This is a genomic window from Campylobacter concisus UNSWCS (assembly GCF_000466685.1).
Classification (GTDB): domain Bacteria; phylum Campylobacterota; class Campylobacteria; order Campylobacterales; family Campylobacteraceae; genus Campylobacter_A; species Campylobacter_A concisus_A.
This window is the reverse complement of record NZ_ANNG01000009.1, coordinates 46,103-63,233: the sequence shown is the minus strand read 5'-3', so window position 1 is coordinate 63,233 and position 17,131 is coordinate 46,103. Positions and strand designations below refer to the sequence as shown.

The window sequence follows — 17,131 nt, the reverse complement described above, 5'->3', positions numbered from 1 at the left end:
ATTTTAGCCACGCGATGTGGCTAAATTTCATCCTTTAAAGGACGACCTTGCATATCATCACCGAGCTAAAAGCTGCATTTGCTGATAAAAAAATTTTGTTTCTTACCATTTTGGCGTTTAGTCTGCCTACCATCTTTCTTAGTTCAAGTCAGATCATTGGGGATTACAGAGGTTTTTGGCTGCTTGAGCCACTGCTTTTGGTCGCTATCTATCTAAATAAAAGGCAAATTTTACTCCCTTTATATTTTTTGATATTTGGCGCAACACTTTACTTTTTTGGCCTTAAGCTAAGCGGTCATGCCAGCGATCTTGTGGCACTTTATATCATGGCTTTTGTGCTTTTATTTTCTTTAAATTTTGCCAATGATAATGAGAAATTTATAAGAGGGAGCCTAGCAAGACTTTTAAATTTACTCATCTCATTTGCCCTTTTTCACCTATTTTTTCTTGGCATTGTGGCTGTTTGTGCAGGGCTTAACTACCTTTTTGATTTAGAGCTTCTAACCAGCCACAGGACGCAAAGGCTCTATCTGACACTGGCCTCTTTTGGTCTGCCTTGTCTATTTATCTTTTTTGAGAGTAAATTTAGCGAGTACAGGCTCTTAAATTTCATCAAGATCGCCATAAATTTCATCCTAAATCCCGTGCTTATCATCTATGTGGCGCTTTTAAATTTATACTGCATTTATAGGCTTGTTTTGCTTGAGCTGCCACGAGGCGGAGTGGCCTATATCGTGCTTGCCTGCTTGATAGCCGGCTTTGTTTTAAGAGGGCTAAATTTACTTATCAAAAGCCAAATTTATGATCAAATTTTTAAGCTCTTGCCACTTTTTGTCATCTTGCCTAGCATAATGCTTTGGTGGGGCGTTTTGCATAGGGTCGGCGAGTACGGCCTAAGTGAGCCCAGGATATATCTCATCGCCTGCGTGATATTTGCAAATTTGAGCTATTTTGTGATGATATTTCTTAGAAATTTCTCTTATAAATTTCTAGCATTTTTCATGATATTTGGCATATTTTTCACCCATTTTGTCCTTGATACAAAGCAGCTTGTGCTAAATTCTCAAAAAGAGCTTTTACTAAGAGAGTTAAGAGCGCTAAATTTACTTGATAGTAGCGGCTTGCTAAGTGGCGACGTGAGTAAGATAGGCAAAGAGAAGCTCTACTTTTTGCAAGATAAATTTGACTTTTTAGTAGAAAATGGCGATAAATTTGCACTAGAAAATAAAAAATTTATAGTGGGTCTTGAGGTAGCTGAACAGAAAAATTGGCAGATATTTAGTATAGATTTTAGTGGCATAGCTATAAACGTTAAAGATGCGACCATCAAAACGCCCATCACAAGCAGCACAAATGGAGACGAGCTCGTTATGCAGCTAGATAATGAAAGCGTCAGCATAAATATGCAAAAACACCTAGAAAAGGCGCTCGCAAGTCTAAATTTAAAGCCAGATGGCGACTTTGGCGCTGAGGTATTTGAGCGGCTAAAAGAGCAGCTTTTGCTCTTTGAAGTAGGCAAGCGCGCCTTTGTTCTGCGCTCTATGGAAATCATGCAAGAAAACGGAGTTTATAAATTTTATGATGCAAGCGTGCTTTTTTATATGGAGGATGCGTTGCTAAAATAGCGAGCTTTGAGCTAGTTTTGGCTTTATGACAAAGCTTTTTCTATGAAAGTCTGAGTAGCCAAATTTAGCTATGGCTTCTAGGTGTGACTTTGTGCCATATCCTTTGTGCCCTGCAAAGCCGTATGCTGGGTAAAATTTATCCCAGCCGTTCATCAAGCGGTCACGGCTTACTTTTGCTAGGATGCTGGCTGCACTTACCCCAGCGACCTTGCCATCAGCCTTTATCATCGTCGTGATGCCAACGCCGTAGTCTAAATTTCCATCATAAATGATCTCAAAGCCCTCAAAATGCGCCTTGAAAAGTTTGAGCGCACGCCTTAGGCACTCGCTTAGCCCAAGCTCGTCTATCTGGGTGTTTGAGAAGTAGGCGATGAGGAAATTTGAGCTTTTTGTGATCTCTTTAAAGAGCTCTTCGCGCCTTTTTGCGGTTAGTTTTTTGGAGTCGTTTAGGCCAGAAATTTCGCTATTTAGCACGCAAGCAGCCACACTTAGTGGTCCAGCCAGCGCCCCACGTCCAGCCTCGTCGATACCACAAATTTTAGCCATTACAGCCCGACTTCATCGCTAAAGTAAGGTCTTAGCTCCTCAAGTGGCACGCTGATCTGCTCTTCGTTTAAAAATGTAAGCCCAAGCGGCGAAAGCACGAAGTTATCGCTCACGCCAGCGGTTGCAAGGATCGCTTTTAGGTGGCTGTCGTTTATATCTTTAAAGATTTGCTTTAGCTTTAGCTTTTTGTTTGTCGCAAGTGAGATCACTTCGCAGTTTGTTTTTTCATTTTTATAGGTGCAAACGCTCTTGATCTTGTCGTTGATGTAGTAGATCTCTTTTAGGCTCTCATACTGGCTATTTGGCCATTTTTTGCGCTCGCTTTTTAGGTCGTAAAACTCTGCAAGAAGCTTGTTTTTGTATTTTTTGGCGGAGTCTTTAGCGAAGATGTCGTTAGTGATCGCTTCGTATCTTGTGCCGTTTGACTCGGTCATTTGGATGCCGATATTTAGGATCTCATACTCTTTTTCTTCTTTTACGGTGGCGTTGTAGGCTTTGTTTTTGACGATTATCTTGCCTTTTAGCTCGCCGTTTTCGTTTTTAACGTCTAAATTTATCTTGTCTGAGACTGCATTTAATGAAGAAATTTCACTGCCATTTTGCTCAAAAGAGCCCTTTTCATAGTCGTATTTTGTGCCGTCAAAAAAGATGTGGCCGCTTATCTTAGGCGGGACCTTAAAGCTCTTGGTTTGTTTGAAATTTTCAAATTCATCTTTAAAATAGTTCATATAAACTTCAAATTTCACACCATTTGCATCGCCACTAAATTTATAAAATTTAGCCCAGTTTTCGTGGTTTATCTCATAGCCAAAAAGGCTTACAGCGATAAATAAGATCCCAAAAAATGCTCTCATGTCCGTCCTTTATAGTTTTTTTGATTATAACTATTTTATCCCTAGACTTTTAAAATGATAATCAAACAAAGAGTTTAAATTTATAAACCTAGGCTCCACCTAGAAAATGGCAAGATCTCGCACTTTATCCCCTCGATGCTTTGCTCGGCTTGGTTTGCGACGCTGATGATTTGAAGTTTGCTAACGCCTAGCTCTTTTAGGCTCGCGTGGAGTTTTTTAAATTTCAAAAAGACGATCTCTGGTGCAGAAAATGGCACGCAAATGATTGCAAGCTTCTTTTTGGCAAGGAAAAAATCGATCTCTTTTGTGTAGTAAATTTCATCTTTAAATTTAAGCAGCTCGCAAAAAACGACATTTGCAAAGACTGCCAAAAAGTCCTTTTTTAGACACAAAGCGTTGCGAAGTGCGAAATTTGTAAAGTAAATTTTCTTGCTCGTGCTACTCTCATCTAAATTTGGCACAAACTCCACGTATCCACTCTCATTTAGCAAATTTATCGCGCTATAAACGCTATCTTTTGAAATTTTCATCTGCTCTTTTAGGTTTTTATAAATCCCAAAGGCGCTTATTGTGTCGTGGCACTTTGTCGCGCACTCTTTTAAGATAGCGATGCTTTGCTCGTTTAAATTTGCTCTTAAGAGCTGTTGCAAGTGTGCCGTGACCTCGCTGGAGTCCAAAAAGGCGCTTGCTATCTCGTTGCCATGGGCTAAAAAGTAGCTAAAAAGCAGGTCTTGGTCTAAATTTTTCTTAAAAAATAGTATAAATTCCTCGTAGTCGAGATAGTTTAAATTTATGCGTGCAAAGCCCTCAAGCGAGAGTGAAAATTCCTTGCTTGTAAGGATGATATTTTCAAGTGCATTGCCCTTTAAAAAGTCTAAATTTATAAGATAAGCGCCTTGTAAATTTTCAACTGCGAGCACCTTTATCTGGGTGTTTTTTTCTAAAAAATCTTTTAAATTTGCTAAAAGCGAGGCTCTATCTATCCTTAGATCGTCTAAATTTATATAAAGCCTCTCCTCGCTTTTATAATGGCTCAAAAACTCATAAACAAGGGCTGTTTTGCCACTTGATATAGCGCCAATGATAAGCGTTTTTGGCGAGATGATCTCATATTTTCTGGGGATAAATTTAGCATTTTTAATGGGTGCTTGATAGAGCGTTTCTAAACTTTTCAAATTTGACCTTTTTGGCTTTTTGAAATTATAGCCACTTCCTTTTAAAAAGGAAAATATTGCTTTAAATTTTAAAAAATAAACAAAATTTAGAAATAAAAAATAAAAATTTAGACTAGAAATTTATAAAATTTTTGAAAAATAAATTCTCCATTTGCAAGATACTTTCCTTATAAAAAGGAAATAATTAATCAAAATTCAACAAAAAATAGCGTTTTTCTTGACAACTATAATAGCTTTTTTGTAAAATCCCTATCTCTTTACGAAAGACCTATGTCTTGCTCGTACGATCGCTTGATCCTATGCGAGTTATTTTGATGTAAAGAGGTCGCGAGTTTGCGACAAGTTCTTTTTAAAGGAAAACACATGGAAAGAATCAGGTTAAAGCTAAAAGCTTACGACCATAGAGTTCTAGACCGCACTGTTGCAGCAATCGTAGAAGCTGTCAAACGAACAGGTGCCGACGTTCGTGGCCCGGTACCAATGCCTACAAAGATCAAACGCTATACAGTCTTAAAATCTCCACACATCAACAAAGACTCACGTGAGCAGTTTGAGATGAGAATACACGCTCGTATGCTTGACATCGTAGCTGCTACTCCAGAAACTGTAGATAGCCTAACAAAACTCGACCTAGCTCCAGAAGTTAATGTCGAAGTTCGTGCGATGAAATAAGCGGACAAAAGGATAAGAGTATGGAATATATTGTAGAAAAAATAGGCATGAGTAGAACGATTGCCACGAAGAGTACGCCAGTTACACTACTTAAGCTAGTTGAGGCTAAAGTATGTGAGATCGACGAAAACAAACGTGCTATCGTAGCGTATGCCCACACTAAAGCAAACAACAAAGCTATCGCTGGTCAGCAAAAGAAATACAATCTGACAGCAGAATTTAACAAATTCGCTACGCTTGAAGTAGCTAATAGCGAAGTTGGAAACCTAGACTTTACACCATTAAATGAGGCTAAAATTTTAAAAGTTAGCTTTAACTCAAAAGGTAGAGGCTACCAAGGTGTGGTAAAAAGACATGGTTTCGGTGGTGGTCCAAAAAGCCACGGCTCACGTTTCCACAGACGCCACGGATCAATTGGTAACTGCGAATGGCCAGGTCGTGTTCAACCAGGTATGAAAATGGCAGGACACATGGGCAATGAGAAAGTTACTGTTAAAAACGAGCTGATAAGCTTTGACGCTCAAAATGGCATCGTAGTTGTAAAAGGTTGCGTTCCTGGTCACAATGGTGCAATGGGTAAAATAAGGATTGTAAAATGAGTAAAATTCACGTATTAAACGATAAATTTGAAAATTCAGGCGAGTTAGAGCTTCCTGCAAGCTACGCTGAAGTAAATCCGCACAACCTATATCTTTATGTAAAATCTTACCTTGCTGGTATAAGAGCAAATTCGGCTCATACTAAAAGCCGTGCTTTTGTAAGCGGTGGTGGTAAAAAACCATGGAGACAAAAAGGACGTGGTGGTGCAAGAGCGGGTTCAACTAGAACTAACGTTTGGGTAGGCGGTGCAGTTGCATTTGGTCCAACAAACGAGAAAAACTATTTTCAAAAAGTCAATAAAAAACAAAAAAGACTAGCTCTTGAGTACGCTTTGGCAGTAAAAGCACAAGATGGTAAAATTTTCGCAGTAGATAGCATCTCAATCGAGTCTGGAAAGACAAAAGATGCAGCTAATATCATCAAAAATTTAAAAGTAAAAGACGCGCTTATCGTTAAAGATTTACTAGACGATAAAACACTACTTGCTTTTAGAAATTTAGCAAACTGCTATGTAGTAGATGCAAATGAGGTAAATGCTTATCTTGTCTCTACATTTAGTTCGGTTATTATTGAAAAAGCTGCACTAAAAACTATAACAAAAGAGGGCTAAAATGGCGGATATAACTGATATCAAAACAATTATTTATACAGAAAAAACTCTAGGCCTTCAAGAACAAGGCGTTGTTGTTATCCAAACTTCACCAAGAGTTACAAAAAACAGCTTAAAAGCGGTTTTACAAGAGTATTTTGGAGTAACGCCTGTTCGCGTAAATTCACTTAGAATTAGCGGCAAGGTTAAGCGTTTTAGAGGAAGAGCAGGCCAACGTGACGAGATAAAGAAATTCTACGTTAAGTTACCTGAAGGCGTAAGCCTAGAAAATACGGAGGCGTAAGATGGCTATAAAATCATATAAACCATATACACCTAGTCGTAGATATATGACTGGACTAAGCTCTGAAGATATAACAGCTAAACCAAGTGTTAGAAGCTTGCTTGTTAAACTACCTGCAACTGGTGGTAGAAACAATAATGGTCGTATAACTTCAAGACATAAAGAAGCAGGTGCAAAAAAACTTTATCGTATCATCGACTTCAAACGTCGCAAATTTGGTATAGAAGGTAAAGTTGAAGCGATCGAGTACGATCCAAACAGAAACTGCCGTATCGCTCTTATAGCTTACAAAGATGGCGAAAAACGCTATATCATTAGACCAAATGGCCTAAATGTTGGCGACGTTATCGCATCTATCGATGAGGGCTCACTAGATATTAAACCAGGCAACGCTATGAAATTAAGATTTATCCCAGTTGGTACTATCGTTCATAACGTAGAGCTAAAACCTGGCAAAGGCGCTCAGATAGCTCGTTCAGCTGGTGGTTATGCTCAGCTAATGGGTAAAGAAGAGAAGTACGTTATCTTAAGAATGCCAAGTGGCGAGATGAGACAAGTACTAGCTGAGTGTATGGCAAGTATCGGTGTAGTTGGCAACGAAGACTGGGCTAACATCACTATAGGTAAAGCTGGACGTAATCGCTACCGCGGTATCCGCCCACAAACACGTGGTTCTGCTATGAACCCAGTTGATCACCCACACGGTGGTGGTGAAGGTAAGAAAAATTCAGGCCGTCACCCAGTTACTCCATGGGGTAAACCAACTAAAGGTGCTAAGACTCGCCGTAAAAAAGCTAGCGATAAGCTTATAATTTCAAGAAGGAAAGGAAAATAGAGATGGCAAGATCACTCAAAAAAGGTCCTTTCGTAGATGATCATGTAATGAAAAAAGTTATTGCCGCAAAAAATGCAAACGATAACAAACCAATCAAGACTTGGTCAAGACGTAGCACGATTGTACCTGAAATGATTGGACTAACATTTAACGTTCATAATGGCAAGAGCTTTATTCCTGTATATGTTACAGAAAATCATATAGGCTATAAACTTGGCGAATTTGCTCCAACACGCACATTTAAGGGTCACAAAGGCTCAGTGCAAAAGAAAATCGGCAAGTAAGGGGAGATAATATGAGTAAAGCAATTATAAAATTCGTAAGACTTTCTCCTACAAAAGCAAGACTTATAGCAAGAGAAGTTCAAGGTATGAATGCCGAGCTAGCACTTGCAAGCTTGCAATTTATGCCAAATCGTGGTGCTAAATTTATAGCAAACGCTATTAGCTCAGCAGTAGCAAATGGCGGATTTGAGCCAGAAGAAGTTGTAGTAACTAGTTGCCGCGTTGACGCTGGTCCTGTATTAAAGAGATTTAGACCAAGAGCAAGAGGAACAGCGAGCAAAATTCGCAAACCTACTTCTCATGTAATGGTAGAAGTATCTAAACCTGAAAAGAAGGAAGCATAATATGGGACAAAAAGTAAATCCAATAGGTCTTAGACTAGGAATTAACCGCAACTGGGAATCTAGATGGTTTCCAACCAAACAAAGTCTTCCTGAAAATATCGGTGAAGATTACAAAATTCGTGCATTTTTAAAGAAAAAACTTTACTATGCAGGAATTAGCCAAATTTTAATCGAAAGAACGGCTAAAAAACTTCGTGTAACCGTAGTTGCAGCTCGTCCTGGTATCATCATCGGCAAAAAAGGCCAAGATGTTGAAAACCTAAAGAACGAAGTTAGCAAACTTATCGGTAAAGAAGTAAATGTAAATATCAAAGAAGAAAGAAAAGCTCAAGCTTCAGCTCAACTTGCTGCTGAAAACGTAGCTATGCAACTTGAAAAGCGTGTCGCATTTAGACGTGCTATGAAAAAAGTTATCCAAGGTGCTCAAAAATCAGGCGCTAAAGGTATCAAAATTTCAGTTGCTGGTCGTTTAGGTGGCGCTGAGATGGCAAGAACCGAGTGGTATCTAGAAGGTCGCGTTCCGCTTCATACTCTTAGAGCAAAGATAGATTACGGTGTAGCTGAGGCTCATACAACTTATGGAAACATAGGTATTAAAGTATGGATTTTTAAAGGTGAGGTTCTTCAAAAAGGTGTTCAACCTGAGAAAACTGAAGAAGAGGCACCTAAGAAAACACGTAGAGCAAGAAGAGGTAAATAATTATGTTGATGCCTAAAAGAACGAAATTTCGTAAGCAAATGAAAGGTCGCAACCGTGGTTATGCGACTCGTGGAGCATCTTTAGCAACTGGCGAATTTGCGCTTAAAGCTGTTGAGGCTGGTAGAGTAAATTCACGCCAAATAGAAGCTGCTCGTCAAGCTCTAACTCGTCACGTAAAGAGACAGGCTAAAATTTGGATTAGGGTTTTCCCTGACAAGCCACTTACTAAAAAACCTCTACAAACTCGTATGGGTAAAGGTAAGGCAGGAGTTGAAGAGTGGGTTATGAACATTAAACCTGGTCGTATAATATTTGAAATGGCTGGTGTTGACGAAGAGTTGGCTCGTGAAGCTTTAACTTTGGCTCTACACAAACTTCCATTCAAATCAAAATTTGTAACGCGAGAGAGTGAAAATGAAATATACTGAGTTAAAAGATAAGAGCGTTGCAGAATTAAACGCGTTGCTAAAAGAGAAAAAGGTGCTTTTATTTACATTGAGACAAAAGCTAAAAACTATGCAGTTAAGCAACCCTAATGAGATTAGTGCTGTTCGCAAAGAGATAGCTCAGATCAACACTGCAATTAGTGCAACAAGACAAGGGGCGTAAAATGGCATTAAAAAGAGAAATTCAAGGTGTTGTTTTACAAAAAGCTGGAGATAAAACAGCTACTATTTTGGTAGAAAGACGCGTTATGCACCCAAGATACCATAAATTTGTAAAACGCTTTAAAAAGTATTTAGTTCATGATGAGAAAAATGAGACAAGAGCAGGCGATACAGTTGTTGCAGTTGAGTGCAGGCCACTTTCAGCTCGCAAGAATTTTCGCTTAAAAGCTGTATTAGCAAAGGGAGTTGAGTAATGATTCAAAGTTTTACAAGACTTGCAGTTGCTGATAACAGCGGCGCAAAAGAGTTAATGTGTATAAAAGTTCTTGGCGGCAGCAAAAGAAGATACGCTACACTTGGCGATATCATAGTTTGCTCTGTTAAAAAAGCTCTTCCAAATGGCAAGATCAAAAAAGGACAGGTTGTAAAAGCTGTTGTTGTAAGAACTAAAAGAGAGGTTCAAAGAGATAATGGTTCGCTAATCCGCTTTGATGAGAACGCAGCTGTTATACTTGATAGCAAAAAAGAGCCAGTCGGCACTCGTATTTTTGGACCAGTTGGACGTGAAGTTAGATATGCTAACTTTATGAAGATTGTTTCGCTAGCTCCGGAGGTTTTATAATGGCTAATGTAAAATTTAAAGTCAAAAAAGGCGATACTGTAAAGATCATCGCTGGTGACGATAAAGGCAAAACTGGTAAAATTTTAGCAGTTCTTGCAAAAAAAGGTCAGGTTATAGTTGAGGGATGCAAAGTAGCTAAAAAAGCTATCAAACCAAGCGAAAAAACTCCAAATGGTGGTCACGTAAATAAAGAGATGCCAATTGACATATCAAACGTCGCGAAAGTTGAAGGATAAGAGATATGAGTAGATTAAAAGATAAATTTAACGAAACTATCAAGCCAGCTCTCGTAAAAGAATTTGACATCAAAAATCCAATGCTTATCCCTGCGCTCGAGAAAATCGTGATCAGTGTAGGTGCTGGAGACTCTGCGAAAGATCAAAAAGTGCTTCAAAATATGGCTGATACCATTTCACTTATCGCTGGACAAAAAGCAGTTATCACTGATGCTAAAAAATCAGTTGCTGGCTTTAAAGTTCGCGAAGGTTTCCCTGTTGGTATCAAAGTAACTTTGAGAAAAGAGCAAATGTATGCTTTCTTAGATAAGCTAATCAGTGTTGCTCTTCCAAGAGTTAAAGACTTCCGTGGTCTTCCAAAAAATGGCTTTGATGGACGTGGAAACTATAACTTCGGTCTTAGTGAGCAGCTAATGTTTCCAGAGGTTGAGTATGATAAAATTTTACGAACTCATGGTATGAATATTACGATTGCTACTACGGCTAAAAACGATAAAGAGGCATTCAAATTGCTAGAGCTATTTGGTGTGCCGTTTGCAAAAGGAAAGTAAAATGGCAAAGAAATCAATGATAGCAAAAGCTGCACGCAAGCCAAAATTTGCGGTTCGCGGCTATACTAGATGCCAAATTTGCGGTCGTCCGCACTCTGTTTATAAAGATTTTGGAATTTGCCGTGTTTGCCTAAGAAAAATGGCTAACGAAGGCCTAATACCTGGTCTTAAAAAAGCAAGTTGGTAAGGAAGAGAAATGTTGAACGATTTAATATCAGATGGATTAACACGCATTAGAAATGCAAGTATGAGAAGACTTGAGACTGCGAAATTGCTTCATTCTAAGGTTGTTGAGGCTACTCTTTCTATCCTTGCAGCAAAAGGCTATGTAGAGAGCTACAACGTTATCGAAGAAGGTAACAAGAAATTTATAAACGTAGTTTTAAAGTATGATGAGTACGGCAGAAGCGTTATAAACGAGCTTAAAAGGGTTTCAAAACCTGGTCGCCGTGTTTATCAAGGTAAAGACGACATTAAGCGTTTTAAAAATGGTTACGGAACAGTTATCGTTAGCACAAGCAAAGGCGTTATGAGCGGTATTGAAGCAAGTAAAGCTGGCGTTGGCGGCGAGGTTCTTTGTACCGTTTGGTAACAAACTGCGTTAAAAACGCTATTTTGACCTTATAACTTAAGGTTAAAATTTCTTTTTAGCTAGGTGAAATTTTATATTTCGCCAAAGCTAAATTTTGAAATTCAAATGAAGGTTTCGTCAAATTTGACGATCAAATTTACGGCATTGTGGTGTTTATTCGTAAATGTAGGAACACCCTAGACAAGTAAAGGAAAAAAATGTCACGTATTGGAAAACAGCCTATCGCTATCCCAAGTGGTGTAGACGTTAGTGTTGAAAATAATGTCCTAAAATTTAAAAAGGGCAATCACTTAAAAGAGCTTGACACAAAAGGTCACGTTGATGTCAAGATAGAAAATGGTCATATAGTTTTTGCTCCAAAGGGCGAAGATCGCCAAAGCAGAGCTTACTGGGGAACATATAGAGCACTTGCTAACAACATCGTAACTGGTATCACTCATGGCTTTACTCGCCAGCTTGAGATCAACGGCGTTGGTTACAAAGCAGCTGCAAAAGGTAAAATTTTAGAGCTTTCTCTTGGTTTTTCACACCTTATTAACTATGAGCTACCAGCAGGCGTTGAAGCTAGCGTTGATAAAAACGTTATTACTATCAAAGGTGACGACAAACAAGTAGTAGGTCAAGTGGCTGCTCAAGTTAGAGGATTTAGACCACCTGAGCCATATAAAGGCAAGGGCGTTAAATATCTAGAAGAACGTATCATCCGCAAAGCGGGCAAGACATCTAAGAAGTAAGGAGCGGTAAATGACAGCAAAAGTACTAAAAAGAAAAATCGCTCTTAGAATTAAGAGAAAAAGAAGAATCAGAGGTAAAATTTCTGGTGTTGCAACTTGCCCAAGAGTTTCTATTTTCAAATCAAACAGAACTCTTTATGTTCAAGCGATTGACGACGTTACAGCTACTACACTAGCTGCAGTTGATGGTAGAAAAATAGGCATAAAAGCAAATAAAGAAGGTGCGGTCACTTTAGCTAAAGAATTTGCTAAGGCTTTGAAAGCTAAGAAGATAGATGTTGCAATTTTTGATAGAAATGGTTATTTATACCATGGCGTTATCGCAGCATTCGCTGAAGCTTTAAGAGAAAATGGCATCAAGCTATAACCCAAAGGAAAATCGATGGAAAAATATAATAGAGAAGAATTTGAAGAAGTAATCGTCGATATCGGTCGGGTTACAAAGGTTGTTAAAGGTGGTCGTAGATTTAGATTTACAGCTTTAGTTGTTGTTGGTAATAGAAATGGCCTAGTTGGCTTTGGATATGGCAAAGCTAAAGAGGTACCAGATGCGATGAGAAAAGCGATTGATGACGCATTTAAAAATATTATCCACGTTAAGATCAAGGGCACAACTATCCCTCATGATGTAGAGGTAAAATACAACGCAAGTAGAATGCTACTTCGCCCAGCTAGCGAAGGTACTGGTGTTATTGCTGGTGGTAGTGCGCGTCCTATTATCGAGCTTGCAGGTATTAAGGATATCCTTACTAAATCACTTGGCTCAAACAACTCAGCAAACGTCGTTCGTGCTACTATAAAAGCACTTAGTTTGCTAAAAAGCTAAGAGAAAGGAGTTAAGATGGCATTAGAAAAATTAACACCTGCTGCAGGTTCAACTCATGCAACTAAAAGAATAGGTCGTGGTCAAGGCAGTGGCAATGGCAAAACTGCTGGCAAAGGTAACAAAGGTCAAAGAGCAAGAAAAGGCTACAATGAAAAAAGAGGCTTTGAGGGCGGACAACAACCACTTCAAAGACGTCTTCCAAAGGTGGGCTTTGCTTCTAAATTTGAAAAACCTTATGTTATCAATGTTGAAAAGATCGTAGCTATAAAAGAGCTTGCGGAAATTTCAATCGCAACAATAGCTAGCGTTCATAAAATTTCAAAGAGCGTTACTAAGATAAAACTAATCGGTGCAAGCGCAAAAGCTCTTGCTTCAAAGATCAAAGACGAGAACGTTAGCGTTAGCGGAACAAAATAATGGATAAAACACTGACCAACAAGATTTTAATCACGTTGGCATTTTTGTTCGCATACAGGATACTGGCTTATGTGCCAGTTCCTGGTGTTAATGTCGACGTAATTAAAGAATTTTTCAATTCAAACAATAGCAACGCCTTGGGTCTATTTAATATGTTTAGTGGTAAGGCCGCTGAGCGTTTAAGTATCATATCTCTGGGCATCATGCCTTACATCACAGCTTCGATCATCATGGAGCTTCTAGCAGCGACATTTCCAAAGTTAGGTCAGATGAAAAAAGAGCGCGACGGTATGCAAAAATATATGCAAATCATACGTTATGCGACTATCGTTATCACTCTTGTACAATCAATCGGCGTCTCTATCGGACTTCAAAGCTTAAGCGGTCGTGGTGGCGAGCAAGCTATCATGATAGATATGAATTTATTTATCGCGATCTCTGCTGTGTCTATGCTAACTGGCACTATGCTACTTATGTGGATAGGTGAGCAGATCACACAGCGCGGTATAGGCAATGGTATAAGTCTTATCATCTTTGCGGGCATCGTCTCTGGCATACCTAGTGCGATCGGCGGAACTGTAAATTTGGTAAATACTTCTGAGATGAATTTCCTAACAGTCATCGCTATTTTGGTGATTATTCTAGCGACAATTGGTGCTATTATCTTTGTCGAGATGGGCGAAAGACGTATCCCTATTTCTTACTCAAGAAAAGTGATAATGGAAAATCAAAACAAGCGTATAATGAACTATATACCGATCAAAGTAAATTTAAGTGGCGTTATCCCACCGATATTTGCTAGTGCGATTTTGATGTTTCCAAGCACTATTTTGCAGGCTAGCACAAATCCAGTAATCCAGGCTATCAACGACTTTTTAAGTCCAAATGGCTATATGTTTAATGTTTTAACATTTTTATTTATTATCTTCTTTGCGTTTTTCTACGCATCTATCGTCTTTAACACAAAAGATATAAGTGAAAATTTGAAAAAACAAGGCGGGTTTATCCCTGGTGTTAGACCAGGCGAAAGTACTGCTAGCTATCTAAACGAAGTAGCTGGCAGACTAACTTTAGGTGGAGCTTTATACTTAGGTATCATTTCAACACTACCTTGGGTACTTGTCAAGACTATGGGCGTACCATTTTATTTTGGCGGTACATCAGTTCTTATCGTGGTTTCAGTAGCACTTGATACGATGAGACGTATAGAAGCTCAGTCTTATACAAACAAATACCAAACTCTAAGTGCAGTAGGTCTATAAAATGGCTATCACGCTAAAAAGACCAGCTGAGATAGAGAAAATGAGAGCGGCGAATAAGATCGTCGCTCGAACACTTGATCATGTTTCTACGATCATAAAACCTGGAATTTCACTTCTTGAGATAGATAAAATTTGTGAAGATATGATAAGAGCTGCCGGGGCAAAACCAGCCTTTAAGGGACTTTATGGCTTTCCAAATGCAGCTTGCATAAGCGTCAATGAAGTGGTAATACACGGAATTCCAAACGAATACAAACTAAAAGAGGGCGATATCGTTAGTGTTGATATTGGCTCAAATTTAGATGGTTATTTTGGCGATTCGGCTAGGACTTTTGGAGTTGGTAAAATTTCAAAAGATGACGAGGCTTTGATCGCTTGCTCAAAAGATGCGCTATATTTTGCGATTGATTTTATAAGAGCTGGTATGCATTTTAAAGAGATTAGCTACGAGCTTGAGAAATTTATACTAGGCAGAGGCTATGTGCCTTTGCGCGGATATTGCGGCCATGGCATAGGTAAAAGGCCACACGAAGAGCCAGAAATTCCAAACTATCTTGAAGGAAACAACCCAAAAGCTGGACCAAAGATAAAAGAGGGAATGGTTTTTTGTATAGAGCCGATGATCTGCCAAAAAGATGGCACACCAGTTTTGGGAAGTGATAACTGGAAAGTAACCTCAAAAGATGGTTTGAGAACTAGCCATTATGAGCATTGTATGGCGATAGTTAATGGCAAAGCTGAAATTTTAAGTCAAGCGTGAAATTTAGAGAAAAATTTAAAGAAAGGAGAATTTGTGGCAAAAGACGATGTCATTGAGATTGATGGAAATGTTGTTGAAGCACTGCCAAATGCAACTTTTAAAGTTGAGCTCGACAACAAACATATAATTTTATGTCATATCGCCGGAAAGATGAGAATGCATTATATAAAGATAATGCCTGGCGACCGCGTAAAAGTAGAACTTACGCCATATAGCCTAGACAAGGGCAGGATCACTTATAGATATAAGTAAATTTGATTTTGTGGCAAATATGCTAAGTAAATTTAAAGCTGGTTTTGGATAAAATCCAAGCTTTGCGAAAAGCTGTATGAAGAATTATTTTCAAAGTTCCCCACTTATTTTGAAAATAGTTGGTTTAAATTATTTCTTTAGACCTGATGCAGCCCCTAAAAAAGTGGAATAAATTTTTAGGAGACTAAAATGAAAGTTCGTCCTTCTGTAAAGAAGATGTGTGACAAATGTAAAATTGTCAAACGTAGTGGCATAATTCGTGTTATCTGCGAAAATCCAAAACATAAACAAAGACAAGGATAAGGCATGGCACGTATTGCAGGTGTAGATTTACCAAACAAAAAGAGAATAGAGTACGGTTTGACTTATATCTATGGTATAGGTCTTTACAAATCTCGTCAAATTCTTGACGCAGCTGGAATTTCTTACGACAAGAGAGTTTATGAGCTTAGCGAAGACGAAGCAGCAGCTATCCGTAAAGAAATTCAAGAGCACCACGTCGTTGAGGGTGATTTGAGAAAACAAGTTGCTATGGATATCAAAGCTCTTATGGATCTTGGAAGTTACAGAGGTCTTCGCCACAGAAAAGGTCTTCCTGTTCGTGGTCAAAAGACTAAAACTAATGCTAGAACCAGAAAAGGCAGACGTAAAACTGTCGGCGCGGCTACTAAGTAAGGCAAGGGTTAAAGGATAATAAATGGCGAAAAGAAAAATTGTTAAGAAAAAAGTAGTTAGAAAAAGCATAGCCAAAGGTATCGTTTATATCAGTGCAACATTTAACAATACTATGGTAACTGTAACTGATGAAATGGGAAATGCTATCGCATGGAGTAGTGCAGGCGGCTTAGGCTTTAAAGGTAGTAAAAAATCAACTCCTTATGCAGCTCAACAAGCCGTAGAAGATGCTTTAAATAAAGCAAAAGAGCACGGCATTAAAGAAGTTGGCATTAAGGTTCAAGGTCCAGGTAGCGGACGTGAAACGGCTGTTAAGAGTGTAGGTGGTGTTGAAGGTATAAAAGTAACTTTCTTCAAAGATATCACACCTTTACCACACAATGGTTGCAGACCGCCAAAACGCCGCCGCGTATAATTAGAGAAAATTAGGAGAAATTATTATGGCTAGATATACAGGACCTGTTGAAAAATTAGAAAGACGTCTTGGTGTGTCTCTTGCGTTAAAAGGCGAAAGAAGACTTGCTGGTAAAAGTGCTTTAGAAAAAAGACCTTATGCACCAGGACAACATGGACAAAGAAGAGCAAAAATAAGCGAATATGGCTTACAACTTCGTGAGAAACAAAAAGCTAAATTTATGTATGGTGTTTCAGAGAAACAATTTAGAAGATTGTTCCAAGAAGCAGCACGCCGCGAGGGCAACACTGGTGCTCTTTTGGTTCAACTACTAGAGCAGAGATTAGACAATGTTGTTTACAGAATGGGCTTTGCAACAACTCGTCGTTTTGCTCGCCAGCTTGTAACTCACGGACATATTTTAGTAAATGGCAAGAGAGTGGATATCCCATCTTACAGAGTGGAACCAGGCTCTAAAGTAGAAGTTGCTGAGAAATCTAAAAACAATCCACAAATCGTTCGTGCGATCGATCTTACAGCTCAAACTGGCATCGTTGCATGGGTAGATGTGGAAAAAGAGAAAAAATTTGGAATTTTCACTAGAAATCCAGAAAGAGAAGAGGTTATCATTCCTGTTGAGGAAAGATTTATAGTAGAGCTTTATTCGAAATAAT

Annotated in this window: 31 protein-coding genes; 28 read left to right on the top strand and 3 right to left on the bottom strand. The window is 38.8% G+C overall.

Features of this window, described 5'->3' with window-relative positions; genetic code table 11:
• The first annotated feature begins 47 nt into the window (after window positions 1–47).
• Complete coding sequence (locus UNSWCS_RS03075; RefSeq protein ID WP_021087243.1) at window positions 48–1,625, top strand: DUF4153 domain-containing protein; 1,578 nt, start codon at window positions 48–50, stop codon at window positions 1,623–1,625.
• Here the strand turns inward: UNSWCS_RS03075 and UNSWCS_RS03070 are convergent.
• From UNSWCS_RS03070 to UNSWCS_RS03060, 3 genes are all read right to left on the bottom strand, one after another.
• Complete coding sequence (locus tag UNSWCS_RS03070; protein WP_021087273.1) at window positions 1,617–2,171, bottom strand: ribonuclease HII; 555 nt, start codon at window positions 2,169–2,171, stop codon at window positions 1,617–1,619. The two genes, UNSWCS_RS03075 and UNSWCS_RS03070, sit on opposite strands and share 9 nt — an antisense overlap.
• Window positions 2,171–3,025 carry a hypothetical protein gene (locus tag UNSWCS_RS03065; RefSeq protein ID WP_021087277.1) on the bottom strand — a complete coding sequence of 285 codons (855 nt, stop codon included), beginning with the start codon at window positions 3,023–3,025 and terminating at the stop codon, window positions 2,171–2,173. The genes UNSWCS_RS03070 and UNSWCS_RS03065 overlap by 1 nt, the downstream gene beginning before the upstream one ends.
• An 80-nt stretch (window positions 3,026–3,105) precedes the next feature.
• Complete coding sequence (locus UNSWCS_RS03060) at window positions 3,106–4,200, bottom strand: ATP-binding protein (protein WP_021087224.1); 1,095 nt, start codon at window positions 4,198–4,200, stop codon at window positions 3,106–3,108.
• A 363-nt stretch (window positions 4,201–4,563) separates the two neighbouring features.
• Between UNSWCS_RS03060 and rpsJ the strand changes: the two genes are divergently transcribed.
• The 27 genes from rpsJ (at window position 4,564) to rpsD (ending at window position 17,130) form a co-directional block, all read left to right on the top strand.
• Window positions 4,564–4,872, top strand: a complete 309-nt coding sequence (gene rpsJ / locus UNSWCS_RS03055; protein ID WP_009295257.1) for a 30S ribosomal protein S10 — start codon at window positions 4,564–4,566, stop codon at window positions 4,870–4,872.
• A 20-nt stretch (window positions 4,873–4,892) separates the two neighbouring features.
• On the top strand, window positions 4,893–5,471 hold the full coding sequence (rplC, locus tag UNSWCS_RS03050) for a 50S ribosomal protein L3 (RefSeq protein WP_002941563.1): 579 nt from the start codon (window positions 4,893–4,895) through the stop codon (window positions 5,469–5,471).
• The gene (gene rplD, locus UNSWCS_RS03045; protein WP_012140561.1) at window positions 5,468–6,082 is read left to right on the top strand and encodes a 50S ribosomal protein L4; all 615 of its coding nucleotides are present in this window, start codon (window positions 5,468–5,470) and stop codon (window positions 6,080–6,082) included. Before rplC ends, rplD begins: the two co-directional genes overlap by 4 nt.
• Window position 6,083: 1 nt before the next feature.
• Window positions 6,084–6,365 carry a 50S ribosomal protein L23 gene (locus UNSWCS_RS03040; protein WP_002941535.1) on the top strand — a complete coding sequence of 94 codons (282 nt, stop codon included), beginning with the start codon at window positions 6,084–6,086 and terminating at the stop codon, window positions 6,363–6,365.
• Window position 6,366: 1 nt separating this feature from the next.
• Entirely contained in the window at window positions 6,367–7,200 is an 834-nt protein-coding gene (gene rplB / locus UNSWCS_RS03035; protein ID WP_002941522.1) for a 50S ribosomal protein L2, read from the top strand.
• A 2-nt stretch (window positions 7,201–7,202) separates the two neighbouring features.
• On the top strand, window positions 7,203–7,484 hold the full coding sequence (gene rpsS, locus UNSWCS_RS03030) for a 30S ribosomal protein S19 (RefSeq protein WP_002941639.1): 282 nt from the start codon (window positions 7,203–7,205) through the stop codon (window positions 7,482–7,484).
• Window positions 7,485–7,495: 11 nt separating this feature from the next.
• On the top strand, window positions 7,496–7,828 hold the full coding sequence (rplV, locus tag UNSWCS_RS03025; RefSeq protein WP_009295259.1) for a 50S ribosomal protein L22: 333 nt from the start codon (window positions 7,496–7,498) through the stop codon (window positions 7,826–7,828).
• A 1-nt stretch (window position 7,829) separates the two neighbouring features.
• On the top strand, window positions 7,830–8,528 hold the full coding sequence (rpsC, locus tag UNSWCS_RS03020; RefSeq protein ID WP_002941650.1) for a 30S ribosomal protein S3: 699 nt from the start codon (window positions 7,830–7,832) through the stop codon (window positions 8,526–8,528).
• Window positions 8,529–8,530: 2 nt separating this feature from the next.
• Complete coding sequence (gene rplP / locus UNSWCS_RS03015; protein ID WP_002941572.1) at window positions 8,531–8,956, top strand: 50S ribosomal protein L16; 426 nt, start codon at window positions 8,531–8,533, stop codon at window positions 8,954–8,956.
• Complete coding sequence (gene rpmC, locus UNSWCS_RS03010; RefSeq protein ID WP_002941625.1) at window positions 8,943–9,137, top strand: 50S ribosomal protein L29; 195 nt, start codon at window positions 8,943–8,945, stop codon at window positions 9,135–9,137. Before rplP ends, rpmC begins: the two co-directional genes overlap by 14 nt.
• 1 nt (window position 9,138) lies before the next feature.
• On the top strand, window positions 9,139–9,390 hold the full coding sequence (gene rpsQ / locus UNSWCS_RS03005) for a 30S ribosomal protein S17 (RefSeq protein ID WP_002941511.1): 252 nt from the start codon (window positions 9,139–9,141) through the stop codon (window positions 9,388–9,390).
• Window positions 9,390–9,758 carry a 50S ribosomal protein L14 gene (gene rplN, locus UNSWCS_RS03000; RefSeq protein ID WP_002941516.1) on the top strand — a complete coding sequence of 123 codons (369 nt, stop codon included), beginning with the start codon at window positions 9,390–9,392 and terminating at the stop codon, window positions 9,756–9,758. Before rpsQ ends, rplN begins: the two co-directional genes overlap by 1 nt.
• Window positions 9,758–9,994 carry a 50S ribosomal protein L24 gene (gene rplX, locus UNSWCS_RS02995; RefSeq protein ID WP_009295260.1) on the top strand — a complete coding sequence of 79 codons (237 nt, stop codon included), beginning with the start codon at window positions 9,758–9,760 and terminating at the stop codon, window positions 9,992–9,994. The genes rplN and rplX overlap by 1 nt, the downstream gene beginning before the upstream one ends.
• Before the next feature lie 5 nt (window positions 9,995–9,999).
• Window positions 10,000–10,545 carry a 50S ribosomal protein L5 gene (gene rplE / locus UNSWCS_RS02990; protein WP_002941643.1) on the top strand — a complete coding sequence of 182 codons (546 nt, stop codon included), beginning with the start codon at window positions 10,000–10,002 and terminating at the stop codon, window positions 10,543–10,545.
• Between the two features lies 1 nt (window position 10,546).
• Window positions 10,547–10,732: a type Z 30S ribosomal protein S14 gene (locus UNSWCS_RS02985; RefSeq protein ID WP_002941532.1), complete on the top strand. Its 186-nt coding sequence runs from the start codon at window positions 10,547–10,549 to the stop codon at window positions 10,730–10,732.
• A 9-nt stretch (window positions 10,733–10,741) separates the two neighbouring features.
• Window positions 10,742–11,137, top strand: a complete 396-nt coding sequence (rpsH, locus tag UNSWCS_RS02980; RefSeq protein ID WP_009295261.1) for a 30S ribosomal protein S8 — start codon at window positions 10,742–10,744, stop codon at window positions 11,135–11,137.
• A 197-nt stretch (window positions 11,138–11,334) separates the two neighbouring features.
• The gene (gene rplF / locus UNSWCS_RS02975) at window positions 11,335–11,871 is read left to right on the top strand and encodes a 50S ribosomal protein L6 (RefSeq protein WP_002941606.1); all 537 of its coding nucleotides are present in this window, start codon (window positions 11,335–11,337) and stop codon (window positions 11,869–11,871) included.
• A 10-nt stretch (window positions 11,872–11,881) separates the two neighbouring features.
• Window positions 11,882–12,238 carry a 50S ribosomal protein L18 gene (rplR, locus tag UNSWCS_RS02970; RefSeq protein WP_002941658.1) on the top strand — a complete coding sequence of 119 codons (357 nt, stop codon included), beginning with the start codon at window positions 11,882–11,884 and terminating at the stop codon, window positions 12,236–12,238.
• A 15-nt stretch (window positions 12,239–12,253) separates the two neighbouring features.
• Window positions 12,254–12,697, top strand: a complete 444-nt coding sequence (gene rpsE / locus UNSWCS_RS02965) for a 30S ribosomal protein S5 (protein WP_002941646.1) — start codon at window positions 12,254–12,256, stop codon at window positions 12,695–12,697.
• A 15-nt stretch (window positions 12,698–12,712) separates the two neighbouring features.
• A complete protein-coding gene (rplO, locus tag UNSWCS_RS02960; protein ID WP_021087250.1) occupies window positions 12,713–13,114 on the top strand; it encodes a 50S ribosomal protein L15 in 402 nt (133 codons plus the stop codon).
• Complete coding sequence (gene secY, locus UNSWCS_RS02955) at window positions 13,114–14,376, top strand: preprotein translocase subunit SecY (RefSeq protein ID WP_009295263.1); 1,263 nt, start codon at window positions 13,114–13,116, stop codon at window positions 14,374–14,376. Before rplO ends, secY begins: the two co-directional genes overlap by 1 nt.
• A 1-nt stretch (window position 14,377) precedes the next feature.
• Window positions 14,378–15,136 (top strand): type I methionyl aminopeptidase, encoded by a 759-nt coding sequence (map, locus tag UNSWCS_RS02950; protein ID WP_021087246.1) that lies wholly within the window; start codon window positions 14,378–14,380, stop codon window positions 15,134–15,136.
• 33 nt (window positions 15,137–15,169) lie between these two features.
• Window positions 15,170–15,388 carry a translation initiation factor IF-1 gene (gene infA / locus UNSWCS_RS02945; RefSeq protein WP_002848031.1) on the top strand — a complete coding sequence of 73 codons (219 nt, stop codon included), beginning with the start codon at window positions 15,170–15,172 and terminating at the stop codon, window positions 15,386–15,388.
• A gap of 189 nt (window positions 15,389–15,577) precedes the next feature.
• Window positions 15,578–15,691 (top strand): 50S ribosomal protein L36, encoded by a 114-nt coding sequence (gene rpmJ / locus UNSWCS_RS11640; protein ID WP_002941545.1) that lies wholly within the window; start codon window positions 15,578–15,580, stop codon window positions 15,689–15,691.
• A 3-nt stretch (window positions 15,692–15,694) separates the two neighbouring features.
• Window positions 15,695–16,063: a 30S ribosomal protein S13 gene (gene rpsM, locus UNSWCS_RS02940; protein ID WP_012140556.1), complete on the top strand. Its 369-nt coding sequence runs from the start codon at window positions 15,695–15,697 to the stop codon at window positions 16,061–16,063.
• 22 nt (window positions 16,064–16,085) lie between these two features.
• Window positions 16,086–16,478: a 30S ribosomal protein S11 gene (rpsK, locus tag UNSWCS_RS02935; protein ID WP_002941551.1), complete on the top strand. Its 393-nt coding sequence runs from the start codon at window positions 16,086–16,088 to the stop codon at window positions 16,476–16,478.
• 25 nt (window positions 16,479–16,503) lie between these two features.
• Window positions 16,504–17,130, top strand: coding sequence for a 30S ribosomal protein S4 (gene rpsD, locus UNSWCS_RS02930; RefSeq protein WP_002941501.1), 627 nt, complete (start codon window positions 16,504–16,506; stop codon window positions 17,128–17,130).
• Window position 17,131 lies beyond the last annotated feature (1 nt).